Genomic DNA, 14,249 nt, shown 5'->3' with positions numbered 1-14,249 from the left:
GGTGACTATAAGGTGGCGTCAGCGCATTCAATATAGGCATTTACCCAAATGAACAATGCACCGATGCACTATCGATTGGAGCATGCCGACCTGTCCCTGATTCTCGCGCTGGTGCGGGGCCGTTCCCTGGCGCGGGCAGCCGGGTTGCTCAAGGTTGACGTGTCGACGGTGTTCCGTTCGGTGCGGCGGTTGGAAGCGGCCCTGGGCCAGACCCTGTTCGAGAAGAGTCGGGCCGGTTATCTGCCCGGCAGCCTGGCGCAATCCCTCGCGGAGCAGGCGGAGCGTGCCGAACAGGCGCTGGAGGCGGCGTGTATCAGTATCGAGCAGGGCGGCGAGGTGATCAGCGGGACGGTGCGCCTGACCTGTACCGATTCGGTGTTGCAGAGCCTGCTGCTGCCGGCATTGGCGCGGTTCATGCCGGCTTACCCGGCGCTGACCCTGGAACTGAGCACGTCCAACGATTTCGCCAACCTGAGCCGACGTGACGCGGATATCGCCGTGCGCCTGACGACTTCCCCGCCGGAGCATCTGGTGGGACGCTGCCTCGGGCCGGTGAGCTATCGCGTGTGTGGCAGCGCCGCCTATCTACAGGCCGCCGGCCATGAGGATCTGCAGCGGCTGGCGTGGATCGCGCCGGATGACTCACTGCCCGATCATCCGACCGTCACCTGGCGTCGCCAGCACTTGCCCGGCGTGCGCCCGGCTTACCGCTGCAACAGCATATTGTCGGTGGCCGAACTGGCACGGGCCGGATTGGGGGTCGCGGTGTTGCCGGGCTTCATGATCAACGAAGCGCAGGGCATGCGTGTGTTGGACGGGTCCGTATCCTGTCACGAATCGGCCTTGTGGCTGCTGACCCGCCCGGATTGCCGCGCCTTGCGCTCGGTGGTCACGCTGTTCGACGAACTGGCCCGGTCAATCAGTCTCTAACCGTCTGTCCTCAGGGCTTGCGCACGAAATGCTCGTGCATTTCCGAGGTCAGGTTCTCGATGCGCTCGGTCAGTTGCTTGGTCATTTCCGTCAGGCGGGTGTTCTGCTCCAGCAGTTCCATCAGTTGCGCAGTGTTTTGCGCGGCAGCCGCCTGGCGCTCGGTGTTGGCGATGGCCAGGGCTTCGCGGTGCTGGGCGTCGGCATCGGACTGGGCCTTGTCGCGGGCGGCCTGGCGCGTCTGGGCCAGCAGGATCAGCGGCGCGGCATAGGCCGATTGCAGGCTGAAGGCGAGGTTCAGGAGGATGAACGGGTAGACGTCGAAGTGGGTGATGCCGGTGATGTTGAGCACCACCCAGAGCACCACGATCAGGGTCTGGGCGCCGAGAAAGGTCGGTGTGCCGAAGAAGCGCGCAAAGGCTTCGGCCTTCAACGCAAAGCTGTCATTGCCAAAGGTCGGGCCCAGGTGTGCGTGGGGGCGATGGAAGCGCAGGTGATCGACTTTTTCTTCAGCTTTTACTTCGACTGTATCGGCGGTCATGGGGCACTCTTCAAGGCATGGAATCAGGGCTCACTATAGACCTGTCGCACCGTGGCAAGTGCCCACCCTGGCGTTTCTTCATCAATGTCCCTTGTCGTTGGCGAACATGCTGACCGCCTGCACGGCATTGCTGGCACCGTCGCGGATCTGCAGGATCACCGTGCCGGCCTCGTCCGCCAGGCCGACGCCCTTGGCCGCCCGGTCACGGGTGCCGTTCATGCTGTGGATGGCCTGCTGGGTTTCGTTCTGGATCATGTCGATCATGCTGGAAATCTCGGCGGTCGAACCGCTGGTGCGGGCCGCCAGCAAGCGCACTTCATCGGCGACCACGGCAAACCCACGCCCCTGCTCGCCGGCCCGTGCCGCTTCGATCGCGGCATTCAGGGCCAGCAGGTTGGTCTGGTCGGCAATCCCGCGAATGGTGTTGACGATGGCGGTAATCTGCTCCGAGCGCTCGCCCAGCTTGGCGATCAGCGCGGAGGAAGCCTCGATGTTCGAGGCGATCTCGCGCATCTCGGTGGCGGCCTGCTGGATCACCCCGGTGCCTTGTTCGGCGACTTTGCGGGTCTCGACCGAGATGTGATAAGCCTCGCTCGCGCTCATGGCGTCCTGAGCGTGCTTTTCGACCCGCTGGGTCACGTCAGAGGCGAACTTGACCACTTTGCACAACCTGCCGCTGGCGTCGTACACCGGGTTGTAGCTGGCCTCCAGCCACACGGTCTGGCCGCGCTTGGTCACGCGTTCGAACTGGCCGCTGAAGAATTCACCCTGGTTCAGACGACGCCAGAAGTCCTGGTAGTCGCTGCTGCCGACGGTGGCCGGCGTACAGAAGACCCGGTGGTTCTTGCCCTGGATTTCGGCCTGGCTGTAGCCCATCAGGTTGAGGAAGTTCTGGTTGGCGCAGATCACCGTGCCGTCGGGGGTGAACTCGATGGCGGCCATGGCCCGGTCGATGGCCTGCAACTTGCCGTTGGCTTCGCTTTCCTGCTGCATCTTGATGGTCACGTCCAGCGCGTACTTGACGATTTTCACCACACTGCCGTTTTCATCGCGAATCGGGTTGTAGCTGGCTTCCAGCCAGATATTGCGGCCATCGGCCGCGACGCGCTCGAAAGTACCAGCCTCGAACTGCCCGGCTTTCAGGCGCGACCAGAGCTGGTTGTATTCGGTGCCGCGGGCGTAGGCCGGTGTGCAGAACAGGCGATGGGGTTGGCCAAGGACCTGCTCCTGGCGATAGCCGGTGGTCTTGAGGAAATTATCGTTGACCCGCAGGACCGTGCCGTTGAGGTCGAATTCGATGACGGCCATGGAACGGTCGATGGCGGCGAGCAGGTGGGCTTGTTGATCGATGGTCTGTTGCAGGGTCTGCAGGGCTTTCTTGTGCGCGGCAAAAAACATGGCGTTCGCTCGGAGAAGGGATAACGTTGGGGTCGATCCCTGTCGAGGCCCGATTCACCCTGTGGGAAAGGGGACCGGTTGCCAGCGTTCCGTAGGTGGCACTTTGCCCCTATCGTTATACAAAACGGCCTGGAGTTGTACAAAAATCCGCCGTACGGCTTTTTGTCCAAGGTGAACGGGCGTCAGGCGGAGTTGGCGAGGAACTCGCTGGAGGGCTCGGCGCTCGCGTCGTCGGCACTGCTGACCTTGTTGCGCCCGGTGTTCTTGGCCATGTAGAGCGCCTTGTCGGCTTCGTTCAGCCACGCGCCGGCATCCTTGAAGTCCGCGCGGCAGGGCGCCAGGCCGATACTCAGGGTGACCCGCAGCTCCGGCACTTCTTCGCTGCGATAGTTGCTGAACACCTCGCGCAGGCGATTCATGACCTCGTCGGCCTGGTCCAGTGAGATGTCCGGCAGGATCACGCAAAACTCGTCACCGCCATAACGCCCGGCCAGGTCGTGTTCACGCAGGTTGGCGCGCAGGTCCCGGCTCAACTGGCGCAGCACGCTGTCGCCGATCAGGTGGCCGTAGGTGTCGTTGATGTTCTTGAAGTGGTCGATGTCGATCACGGCGATCGTTGCCCGACATTGCGCTTGCCGGCATTTGTGGAACTTGACGTGCAGCAGGTCTTTCCAGGAGCCGTGATTGAGCAGGCCGGTCAGGCTGTCGGTACGGCTCAGGGCGCTCAGGGCGCGTTTGTGCTCGGCCAGCTTGATCGCGAGCTTGAAGCAACCCATGCCGATGACCATCGGGTACAGGACCAGCACTGGCAGGCAGGCATAGATCTGCAGTTGAGTGGTCACCGGGTTGAACGCAGGTGTGAAGATCAGCCAGGACACCAGGATCCCCAGCGCTTGCGCGGCCACGCCCTGGGCCATCAGTCGCGGGCCACCGGCGGCGACGTTGTGCATGGTCATCAGCGAGAGCATGTTGACGGTGACCAGCGGATTGAACTGCATGGTCGCCGCCCAGAACCCGCCCATCAGTGAATCGATCAGGATATTGCGTCGTTCGGTGCGGTAGGGGTAGCTGGAGTGGCGGGCCACCCGATAAGCCAGGTGCGGCCAGGCCACGGCATTGATGATCAGCAGGACCCAGATCCAGGCTGGCATCGACAGGGGAGCGATTGCGGCGATCACGCTGAAACAACCGATGCCAACGCCTACCGTACGGGGTAGGTAAATGCGTCTGGCAAACGACTGGCCTTTGCCACGTTGGATTTCCATAGGTCTATGCGCCACTTTTTCTTTATCTGAACACAAAAGCTGTGTTCTGCACGGAACGGCCGTTCATCGGATAAGCAAGATGAATATTGTCGAGCATTCCGTAAAGAATAATCAGTGTCCTTCCAAGCCATTTCTAAGGTCTGGAAGGTGATTCAGGCGTCTGCGCCGGCTATTTGACGATTTCGTAGCCAGCGAGGAACAGATCCAGCGCCGATTCTATGACGCGGGTCTGGGTGGGGATATCCAGCGGTGGCTGGCCAAGGGTGATCTGCGGCCAGAAGGCGAAGGCCTTGAGTAACCCGTGAAGCTGTTGGGCGGCAAATTCCGGATCGACTGCCTTGAAGGTGCCGTCGGCCTGGGCATCGCGGATCCACTGTTTGAAACCTTCTTCCCGTTCGGCCAGACGCGAGACCATATCCTGCGCGCGCTCGGGTGCATGAATGGTGGCGGCGATCGCCACCCGGGCCAGATCGAGGAAGTTGCCGTCATTGAGCAAGCGCATTTTCAGTGTCAGCAAGTCGCGCAACTGGTCACGCAGCGGCCGCTGCGGGTGATAGGACATATCCAGTTGCGCGGCACTGCTGGCCCACAGTCGGTGGAGGATTTCCGCGAACAGCTCTTCCTTGCTCGGGAAGTGGTTGTATACCGTGCGTTTGGAAACCCCGGCGATGGCGGCAATCCGGTCCATGCTGGTGACCTCGAAACCGTCGGCGCGAAAGGCCTCGATGGCGGCCTGGATAATGGCTTCGCGTTTACGATCGGTCAGGCGCAGGGGAGCAGTCATGGGCAGGCTTCAAAAGGGTTGATAAAAATTACACTCGGCAGTTTACTTGTCGGGCGCTTTGTTGCAAGCTAGAAACTACACTGTGTAGTGTAGTTTGTTTTTTGCAACATCACCGGATCAAGGCTTGCGTGCGGCGGCCATCGATCACTCCGTACTGAACATGGGAACTGCGCTGGGTTCCCGGGAGTCACCCTGACATGGCTATTCGTTCGCGCACTTCCGACAAATCCTCGTCCTTGCGAGAGCAGGGGCAGTTTCGCAACCTCGCTCCGACGCCCCAGGGCGGCCTGGGCAAGACCTTGGGCATCTTCTGGAAAATGCTCTTCCAGAAGCCGCGCAATACCCGTCCGGCGAGTCGCGTTCCGGTGGCTGCGCTGAGCCGTGAGCAACTGTTGGCCGCGCCCGACTTCAGCGTATTTCGCCTCGGCCATTCGACCTTGCTGCTCAAGTTGCACGGCAAGTTCTGGTTGACCGACCCGGTGTTCGTCGAGCGCGCCTCGCCGGTACAGTGGGCCGGACCGAAGCGTTTCCATCAGCCGCCGATCAGCCTGGAAGAACTGCCGCCTATCGAGGCGGTGATTCTATCCCACAATCACTACGACCATCTGGACTACAAGACGGTCCTGCAACTGGCCGAGAAGACCGAGCATTTCCTCGCGCCGCTGGGCGTGGGTGATCAGTTGGTCAAGTGGGGCATTCCCGCCGGGAAGGTGCAGCAGTTGGACTGGTGGGAGGAAACCACGGTCGACGGCATCCGTTTCGCGGCCACGCCGTCGCAGCATTTTTCCGGACGCACGCTGTTCGACAACAACCAGACCCTGTGGGCGTCCTGGGTGATGATCGTCGATGATGTGCGGATCTTCTTCAGCGGTGACAGCGGCTATTTCGATGGCTTCAAGCAGATCGGCGAGCACTATGGGCCGTTCGACCTGACCCTGATGGAAACCGGTGCCTACAACGTCGACTGGCCCCATGTGCACATGCAGCCTGAACAGAGCCTGCAGGCTCACCTGGATCTGAAGGGCCGCTGGTTGCTGCCGATCCACAACGGTACGTTCGACCTGGCATTCCATGCCTGGCATGAGCCGTTCGACCGGATTCTGGCCTTGGCCTGGGAGCGGAATGTCGCGATCACCACGCCGCAGATGGGCGAGGGATTCAACCTGCTGCAACCCCATCGTGGCCGTGCCTGGTGGCTGGATGTCGAGCAAACGCTGAACGCCGAATTACCAGCCGACGTTCGTCAAGGCGTCTGACTTCCACCGTCGACTTTTGGCTCGACCCGCAATGACCTGTGTCCGGCGCTTCTTACGGAAGCGCCCATTAGGATGACCGGCGCCAGTGAAATGGATCACTGGCATCTGGTTTGATCAGGACACGATTCATGTCTTTACCGTTCAAAAAATGTGCTTTGGCGCTGGCTCAGATCGCCTTGTCGAATGCGCTGTACCTGATTCCGGCAACCAGCCTGGCTGGCCTTTGCGAGGCGGATGTTGCCGCTCCGTTATCGTCGACTCGGGACGGTGCCTTACAGGGTGCCGAATATTTGAGTGCCGGTGAGGTTGCCGACAGGTTGGCGCAAGGCTGTTTCACCTCGGTGGCGCTGGTTCAGCACCTGAATGAGCGTATCCGCCGTCTCGATAAAAAGATGATTGAAGAGCGCGCGATCAACGCTGTCCTTGAACTGGACCTCGAGGTGTTGAGCGTTGCCCAGGGACTGGATGAAGAGCGTCGGCAGGGCAAGGTCCGTGGTCCGTTGCATGGTGTACCGGTGCTGCTCAAGGACAATATCGAAACCGCCGATGGCCTGCAGACCGCTGCCGGCTCACCGGCCATGATCGGCCAACCGGCGCCACGTGATGCTTTTATCGTCGCCAGGTTGCGCGAAGCCGGGGCGATCATCCTGGGCAAGACCAACATGAGTGAGTGGTCGAACTTTCGCGGCGACGACCTGCCCGACGGTTGGAGTGGCAGGGGTGGGCAGACGCACAATCCCCACAAACTCGACGGTGAGGTCTGTGGCTCCAGTTCGGGTTCGGCCGCCGCCGTTGCCGCCGGTTTTGCGCCACTGTCGCTGGGCACCGAAACCATGGGTTCGATCATCTGCCCGTCTTCGAAAAACGGTGTCGTAGGGCTGAAGCCTTCGGTGGGCCTGTTGAGTCGCACGGGTATTGTTCCGGCATCTCGCGAACTCGACAGCGCCGGCCCGATCACCCGTTCGGTGCGTGATGCCGCCTTGATGCTCAATGCCATGGTCGGTCTTGATCCGCAGGACCCGGCCACCGCCCAGGTTCCGGTAGCGAAGGACTACAGCGCGCTGCTGAAAGAGGATGCGCTAAAGGGCAAGGTCATCGGTTATCCGAGTCGTTTCCAGCCAGGTAGCGAGGGTCTGGCGGAGCATCCGCGGTTTGCCGGGGCGATGGCTGCCATGAGGGCGGCGGGTGCGCAACTGGTGCCGGTGGATTTGCAGCCCACCGACTGGAGTGAGGGGCAAATGACGCGTGTGAATCGGTTGTTCGACATGTCGATCAAGCGCGTCCTGCCGGATTATCTCGCCAGTCGGCCGGGCCTGCCGGTTCTCACGTTGCAGGCGTTGATCGATTACAACGAAAACCATCCGGCAGAGGAAAACCATAATCAGGATCTGTTGAAACGGGCCAATGCGTTGGAGTTGGATGAGGACGAATACCTGAAACTTGTCGCGGAGCTGGGTGGGGAAGCCCGAGCAAATATCGATGGCCTGTTGGCCACGCATCGTCTGGATGCGTTCCTTGGCGACCCACACCCATGGGCATTTCTGGAGTTCGCCAGCGCGGCGCTGGCCGGATACCCGAATATTACCGTGCCTTCGGGGCTGGATGCCGAGGGCATGCCTACCTGGGTGCACTTCTTCGCCGGTCGCTGGAGCGAAGCCGAGTTGCTGGCGATCGCCTATGGCTATGAGCAGGTTTCCGCCAATCTGGTTCACCCGGTTCTGCCCTGACCTTGCGCAGGGAAGTGAGCAAGCCCGTTGGCGGGCTTGCTCCTGGGGCTCAGGCTCCGGTCAGGTAACGTTGTGCCGGCCGGCTATGGGACAGGTTCGGTGCCAGCGCCAGTCGGGCCTGCTCATAGGCTTGCCAGTCGGCGATATCCGGCAGCGACGGAATGGTCACCAGTTCTCCCAGGGCCAGGCCGGCGAGGGCGGCATCGACCATCTGCTCGGTGCTCATGACGATTTCTGTCGGCAGGTGCTGGATCGAAATACCGGCGACATCCCAGAACTCGGTACTGGTGGCGCCGGGCAGGACGGCCTGGAGCTTGATGCCCTTGTCGCTCAATTCATGGTGCAGGGACTGGGTGAAGGCCAGCACATAGGCCTTGGTCCCGCCATACACCCCGTTGAGCAGTTGCGGCGCGAGGGCGACGATGGAGGCGATATTGACGATCGTCCCTTCACCACGGGCCACGAAGCTGGCAGCGGCGGATTTTGCCAGGCGGGTGAGGGCGACGACGTTCAGTTGAATCATCGCATCCATCTTGGCCTGGTCGGACTCCAGCAGTGGCGATGCAGCACCCACCCCGGCGTTGTTGATCAGGACACGAATGCGGCTGTCGGTCTCCAGGATATGAGCGACGCGGGCCAGGTCGCGGTTGTCATTCAAGTCGGCCTGGACCACTTCGATGTTGCGCTGGGTTTCCTGGCCGAGGCGCAAGGCCAGTTTTTCCAGGCGCTCACGATTGCGGGCGACGAGGATCAGGTCATGGCCGCTGCGAGCCAGACGATCGGCATACAGGGCGCCGATGCCGGAGGAGGCGCCAGTAATCAGGGCTACGCCCGGGTGGGATGCTTGAGTCATGAGGAGTCTCCAGAATGGCCGGCGAGATGTCGGCGTTGCTGGAAGCAAGATTATGGTGGTAATTTATTGTCAGCAATGTCAGATATCCCACCTTTCAGGACATGCTGGAGAGCCCTTCCATGATCAGCGTCGGCATTATTCTATTTCCTGGCTTCCAGTCGCTGACGCTGGCGACCGGCGCTGTCTTCGAACATGCCAACCTGCAAGTGGAGCGTGAGGTCTACCAGGTCGACCTGATTTCCGAGCACGGTGGCGTGGTCAGGAGCTCCATGGGTTTTGGCGTCGAGACCAAGCCGTTCGGTGCGCAGGCGTACGACACCTTGCTGGTGGTGGGCGATAACGATCTGGTGCCCGGGGCATGTGGCTTGATTGACTATCTGCGTGATGCGCCGGCCTTTGCCCGGCGCATCACTTCGGCCTGCACCGGCTCTTTTCATCTGGCCGCGGCCGGTCTGCTGGAGGGGCGACGGGCGACGACCCACTGGTATCACGCACGGATTTTCCGGCAGCGTTATCCCGGTGTCCGGCTTGAAGAAGACCGAATCTTCACCGTGGACGGGCCGATCTGGACCTCGGCCGGGATGACCGCCAGTATCGACCTGGCCTTGGCCCTGGTAGAACAGGACCTGGGTGTGGAGGTGACTCGGGAGCTGGCCCGTACGCTGGTGGTCTATCACCGCCGGGCGGGTGGGCAGTCGCAGTTTTCCGCGCTGCTGGCCCTGGATGCCAAGTCAGATCGTGTGCAGAGCGCCCTGGCTTTCGCCCAGGAGAACCTGCGCGAGGACTTGTCCGTCGAGCAGTTGGCGCAGGTGGCGCATCTCAGCCCCCGGCAGTTCAGCCGCCTGTTTCGTGCGGAAACCGGCCAGTCCCCGGCCAAGGCCATTGAACACCTGCGCCTGGAGGCAGCCCGGCTGATGATGGAGTCGGGCTGGCACTCCATCGATATCGTCGCCCGTGACACCGGATTCGGCGATGCCGAGCGCATGCGCCGGGCTTTCCTGCGGGCTTACGGACAGCCGCCGCAGGTCATACGCCGGTCGCTGCAATTGCAGCTCTAGAAAGCAACCGGTCTATGCTGATGTTTGAGACAGGATGTGCTCAGGAATCCGCATGGCCTACAGAATCCACCTCTTCGGGGCCTCGGGCTCCGGCACCACGACTCTCGGCCAGGCGCTGGCCGGGCGCCTGGGCATCGCGCATTTCGACTCGGACAACTTCTACTGGCAGCCCAGCGAACAGCCTTTCAGTTGCAGGCGTCCACGGGACGAACGGATACGCCTGTTACGCGAGCAACTGAGCGAGCACAACAGCTGGACGCTTTCCGGTTCGCTGTGTGGGTGGGGTGACGCACTGATCCCGGTGTTTACCCACGCCATTTTCGTCCGGCTGGACCCCGAGGTCCGTCTGCAACGCCTGCGATGGCGAGAGTTCCAGCGCTACGGTGCGCGAATCTATCCGGGTGGTGAGCGTTTTCTTGCCACGCAGACCTTTCTGGAATGGGCCGCCGGTTATGACGCGGGTGACCACGGCACCCGCAGCCTGAAACGTCATGAGACCTGGATCAAGGAGCTGAGGTGTCCGCTGTTACGGGTGGACTCCACGCATTATCCGGTAGACGCCCTGGTCGAACGTGTGATCGAAGAGCTTGAACGGGCACCTATAGCCCGCTGACGTCAGCGATCTGCTCAAGCCATCCTTGGTCCCTCTGCCGTTCAGGTGAGCATGCCTCGCTTATTCGATCATCTCGAAATCTTCGCGTTTGATCGGGTCCGGTGTGCAGCCGCGAATATTCATCCCGCGACCTGGCGCAAAGCCCGGGAAAAACACCAGGCCCTCGGCTTCCAGGCGAAAGGCCAGGGCCAGGCGGGTGACATCCTTGAGAGGCTCACCAGCTTCGAAACGCTGGATGGCGGCCACCGAAACCCCGGACTCCTGGGACAACTGCTCATGACTCCAGCCCAGCATGACGCGGGCCTGGGCGCAGTGCCTCGGCGTGAATTGATGAAGCACGATGCGTTCGGCGGTGGTCCTTGGCACTGAAAGGCTGGCTGGGCAGGACATGCTGTTCTCCGGTATCGATCAGGATGAAATGTACTGTGTTTTTGTACAGTTGTTTGCGCGCCTGATCAAACGGTTTTTCGGGATTCCGATTATCGGTAGGGGAGTCGAGATGATTCGGGATCCCCCTCCTGCGCTGCCGTCGATGCTTGTTCCGTGGTGTTAGTCTTCTACCGCTGCTTCCCGGCAGCCTTCAAACATAGTCCGGATGTTCGGCCCCCAGGCACAACAGGCATTGTCGTTGTGCGTGGCCGTGATCGGAGCCCATCAGCGCTGATGGGCTCTATCGCTATAGCAATCATCCGGGAGATGTATGAACCAGGTCTTTATTCCGGCACCAGGCGTCGGGCGTGCCCAAGCCCTGCCTGAGCTGCCAGCCAATGCGCAACTGGACCGCTTTGTCCGCGAGCGCGGCATGTTGTTGCCCGACCCCTCCGAGCTGGCCGCCAGCTTGATTCGCCAGCATGCCAAGTCTCAGTGGCGCCTGGATCTCGATCCCGATCAGACGGTGCTGGTCAATCTGCATTATCGCCGTCAGGGTAATGCCGGAACCATCGGCCAGGTGATGTACCAGCAGACGCTGACCCAGGCCATGCTCTCCAATTATCAGGAGGGCAATCATTTCGTTCAGCGTCAGTTCCCGGCGACCTTCCAACTGGCCCCCGAGATCACACCGGTCGCAAAACTGCCGGAAGTTCATCCCAATCCGCTGGATGTCGACTACCTGAAGACGCACTACCACGACTATCACGGTATTTATCGGCGTGTGGTGCCACAGCGCTATGGCCCTGACACGCAGCTCGACATCGACCCACGGGACTTCCAGCAGTTTGTCTGGGATACGGATTTCTACAAGCGCTACACGTCCCGGCAAGACGCCTACTGGCGCACGCATTGTCAGGATTATCGCGATTTGCTCAAGTGCGCACTGCTCAAGGCCGCGGACTTGCAGTGGCTCGAAGGCACACTGAAGTGGGAGGACCGCAGCCTGGTCTGGCGAGCCGCCGGGCTCAATCCCCAGCAGCGCTGGCACGAACTGAGTGTCGCGCAGATACAGGCATTGGCGGCGCCCGGGGCTGATTGCAATGTTGCCCTGCTGACGATCTACGGATACAGCGCAACCGACCTGGCGGTGTTTTGCGACCAGGCCTTTGGCCGGGTGGTGCTGTATATCCCGGGCAATGCTTCGCCCCTGCACGGTTTCGCCGAGATCGACTTGATGAGGGCATGGCTGGCGCGCCAGGCCGGGGTTGTGGCATTGCGACAGATGTTGGCCAGTCATTTCGAGCTGCGCGATCGCCCCGACGGTTCCACCTATCGCGGCCTGATGGGCGCCTTGCTTGGTGTGTCCAGATACCCGCAGGAGCAAGCGGTTTTTGCCGACGCCGGCTGGAACCCCCAGCGCCATATCGGTACCGACCAGGTTATTTCCGGGGATGTGTTTGTCCATCTGCGCGATTTGCAGCGGCGTCGCGCGGTGCGTGATATCGACCTGATCATCCGCAGTGATGCCAGTGTGATCAGGGCCTTCTGGCGTGACTGTATCGAGTCCGCGGCAAATGCCGCGGGGGCGCTGGCGCTGGCCTTTCCCGAATTCGAGCTGGTGGCCGGGTTGCTCGGTTTGGCCGAGTCGGCAATCGGCGTTGAGCAACTGGTTGAAGCCGACTCCACGGACGAGCGGGTGGCTGGGGCGGGGCGGGTCTTCTTCGGTTTGCTCAATGCGGTGCCATTGGTTGCCCGAGGTGTTCCGGGAGGAGAGGCGAAGGTGCCCGAAGCGCCCGCCCGGGCCTTGCCGGATCAGTTGGCCGTGTCACCGACAACACCTGCCGAATCGGTGTCGCCGCTGGAGTCGACACTGCCCGTTGCGGCTGGCGTGCCCAGTAGCGATCGTCTGAGTCTGGGGCAGGAACGCATTATCCGTTCGCATGCCGTCAGCGGAGTCTCGCTCGAGGGGCTCAAGCCCAATGCCCTGGGGATTTACCAGGTCGGTGAGCACAGCTTCTATGTGCGCTATACCGATCCTGAGGGGTATGCGGGGATCTATGAGATACGTAGCGATTTCAAGTTGCGCGACGACACTGTGCGGTTGATCGATCCGATGACGCGCAAGACCCTCGGGATCAGCCTGCGCCGTGGAAAACCCCTTAGGCTGCCAGGCGCGGGGCTCAATCCACAGTGGGATCCGGAATGGGAAATCTACCTGCGCGGGTCGGCTCACGAAACAGGGGGCGCCCAGGGCGATCAGTTGCCAGCGCACTCAGGTGCCGGCTCATCGGAGGCCGCGCCGCTCGAGCCGCCGTCGCCACAAAGCCCGGTGGACTCGTCGGCCTCCGATTCGGACAGCGTCAGTTCCGCTGACGATTACACCCCCTATGACGACAGCGAACTGCTGCTCGATAACCCGTTCAAGTCCGGCATCACCCTTCCGCCAGGGGCTCACTTCAACAGTCGCGGCATGATCGAGAGAACGGATTTCGACGAATTGTTTCGCGTCGAGAAAGCGCAGCGTGTCGAACGCCGTGGCGACCCGCTGGAGTATGGGTTCAGATCCTCGAACTTCTTTGGTGGGGTACCGAAGATGCTCGATGGCGAGGTCCTGATCGTCTCCCGGACCCGCGCCGGGGCCGAGGCTTACGGCAGTTCCGAGTTTGGCCATGGGGAATATCAGTGCTACCGGATCGACGCCAAGGGCTTGCCCGCCGTCTCCTATACGGAAAACCTGCAGTACAACGCGGACTTCACCCGTCTGCGTCAATCAGCCGACGACGACCCCCAAGGTGCCTTGAACTTTGATGAGGTGCATGTAGCCAACGCTGCCCTGGGCCATAGGCGTATTACTTACGCGGGTTGAAGGTCTGCCCCCGTCACCAGCGTGGGCATGCAGCCGGTGATGCTCTGCGTCACAGAAGCGGACGCAGAGCGTCCATAGCGGCGTTCCCACGCGGAGCGTGGGAACGATCGGACTATTCGTGCAGGACGAAGATCAATCCCAGCTCAACGCGCCGCCAGTCTGGTACTCGATCACGCGGGTCTCGAAGAAGTTCTTCTCTTTCTTCAGGTCCATGATCTCGCTCATCCACGGGAACGGGTTGGTGGTGCCCGGGTATTCTTCCTTCAGGCCGATCTGCGACAGGCGACGGTTGGCGATGAACTTGAGGTAGTCCTCCATCATCGCCGCGTTCATGCCCAGCACGCCGCGGGGCATGGTGTCGCGGGCGTATTCGATTTCCAGCTGGGTGCCCTGCAGGATCATCTGCGTGGCTTCTTCCTTCATCTCGGCATCCCACAGGTGCGGGTTTTCGATCTTGATCTGGTTGATCACGTCGATACCGAAGTTCAGGTGCATGGATTCGTCGCGCAGGATGTACTGGAACTGCTCGGCAACGCCGGTCATCTTGTTGCGCCGGCCCATGGACAGGATCTGGGTGAAGCCGCAGTAG

General features: G+C 61.4%; 13 protein-coding genes. 6 read left to right on the top strand and 7 right to left on the bottom strand.

The features are described from left to right. Positions 1 to 48 precede the first annotated feature (48 nt). The gene (locus HX851_RS38775) at positions 49 to 930 is read left to right on the top strand and encodes a LysR family transcriptional regulator (protein ID WP_177065314.1); all 882 of its coding nucleotides are present in this window, start codon (positions 49 to 51) and stop codon (positions 928 to 930) included. 10 nt (positions 931 to 940) lie between these two features. Here the strand turns inward: HX851_RS38775 and HX851_RS38770 are convergent, their stop codons facing one another. From HX851_RS38770 to HX851_RS38755, 4 genes are all read right to left on the bottom strand, one after another. Continuing rightward, positions 941 to 1,468: a DUF1003 domain-containing protein gene (locus HX851_RS38770; RefSeq protein ID WP_177059074.1), complete on the bottom strand. Its 528-nt coding sequence runs from the start codon at positions 1,466 to 1,468 to the stop codon at positions 941 to 943. Between the two features lie 81 nt (positions 1,469 to 1,549). Continuing rightward, positions 1,550 to 2,866 (bottom strand): methyl-accepting chemotaxis protein, encoded by a 1,317-nt coding sequence (locus HX851_RS38765; protein WP_177065316.1) that lies wholly within the window; start codon positions 2,864 to 2,866, stop codon positions 1,550 to 1,552. 182 nt (positions 2,867 to 3,048) lie between these two features. Beyond that, the gene (locus tag HX851_RS38760) at positions 3,049 to 4,131 is read right to left on the bottom strand and encodes a diguanylate cyclase (RefSeq protein ID WP_177065318.1); all 1,083 of its coding nucleotides are present in this window, start codon (positions 4,129 to 4,131) and stop codon (positions 3,049 to 3,051) included. A 169-nt stretch (positions 4,132 to 4,300) separates the two neighbouring features. Continuing rightward, a complete protein-coding gene (locus HX851_RS38755; RefSeq protein WP_177059080.1) occupies positions 4,301 to 4,915 on the bottom strand; it encodes a TetR/AcrR family transcriptional regulator in 615 nt (204 codons plus the stop codon). Between the two features lie 197 nt (positions 4,916 to 5,112). Here HX851_RS38755 and HX851_RS38750 point away from each other — a divergent pair, with 197 nt between their 5' ends. Both HX851_RS38750 and HX851_RS38745 read left to right on the top strand, forming a co-directional pair. Further along, positions 5,113 to 6,171 (top strand): MBL fold metallo-hydrolase, encoded by a 1,059-nt coding sequence (locus HX851_RS38750; protein WP_177065320.1) that lies wholly within the window; start codon positions 5,113 to 5,115, stop codon positions 6,169 to 6,171. A gap of 128 nt (positions 6,172 to 6,299) precedes the next feature. Then, positions 6,300 to 7,898 carry an amidase family protein gene (locus tag HX851_RS38745; protein ID WP_177059084.1) on the top strand — a complete coding sequence of 533 codons (1,599 nt, stop codon included), beginning with the start codon at positions 6,300 to 6,302 and terminating at the stop codon, positions 7,896 to 7,898. A 49-nt stretch (positions 7,899 to 7,947) separates the two neighbouring features. Here the strand turns inward: HX851_RS38745 and HX851_RS38740 are convergent, their stop codons facing one another. Continuing rightward, entirely contained in the window at positions 7,948 to 8,751 is an 804-nt protein-coding gene (locus HX851_RS38740) for an SDR family NAD(P)-dependent oxidoreductase (protein ID WP_177059086.1), read from the bottom strand. Positions 8,752 to 8,870: 119 nt separating this feature from the next. On the opposite strand from HX851_RS38740, the gene HX851_RS38735 reads away from it, so the two are divergent. Further along, positions 8,871 to 9,809 carry a GlxA family transcriptional regulator gene (locus tag HX851_RS38735; RefSeq protein ID WP_177059088.1) on the top strand — a complete coding sequence of 313 codons (939 nt, stop codon included), beginning with the start codon at positions 8,871 to 8,873 and terminating at the stop codon, positions 9,807 to 9,809. 52 nt (positions 9,810 to 9,861) lie between these two features. Continuing rightward, a complete protein-coding gene (locus HX851_RS38730) occupies positions 9,862 to 10,422 on the top strand; it encodes an AAA family ATPase (protein WP_177059089.1) in 561 nt (186 codons plus the stop codon). A gap of 60 nt (positions 10,423 to 10,482) precedes the next feature. Here the strand turns inward: HX851_RS38730 and HX851_RS38725 are convergent, their stop codons facing one another. After that, positions 10,483 to 10,812, bottom strand: a complete 330-nt coding sequence (locus tag HX851_RS38725; protein WP_177059091.1) for a helix-turn-helix domain-containing protein — start codon at positions 10,810 to 10,812, stop codon at positions 10,483 to 10,485. Between the two features lie 310 nt (positions 10,813 to 11,122). Between HX851_RS38725 and HX851_RS38720 the strand changes: the two genes are divergently transcribed. Further along, complete coding sequence (locus HX851_RS38720) at positions 11,123 to 13,660, top strand: dermonecrotic toxin domain-containing protein (protein WP_177065322.1); 2,538 nt, start codon at positions 11,123 to 11,125, stop codon at positions 13,658 to 13,660. A 132-nt stretch (positions 13,661 to 13,792) separates the two neighbouring features. Here the strand turns inward: HX851_RS38720 and HX851_RS38715 are convergent. Beyond that, the coding region (locus HX851_RS38715) for a ribonucleotide-diphosphate reductase subunit beta (protein ID WP_177004854.1) at positions 13,793 to 14,249 on the bottom strand (457 nt) is incomplete at its 5' end.

Origin of the sequence: Pseudomonas gingeri, assembly GCF_013385635.1 — a bacterium.
Classification (GTDB): domain Bacteria; phylum Pseudomonadota; class Gammaproteobacteria; order Pseudomonadales; family Pseudomonadaceae; genus Aquipseudomonas; species Aquipseudomonas gingeri_A.
The sequence above is the reverse complement of the archived record's forward strand: the minus strand, read 5'-3'. Positions and strand labels throughout refer to the sequence as shown.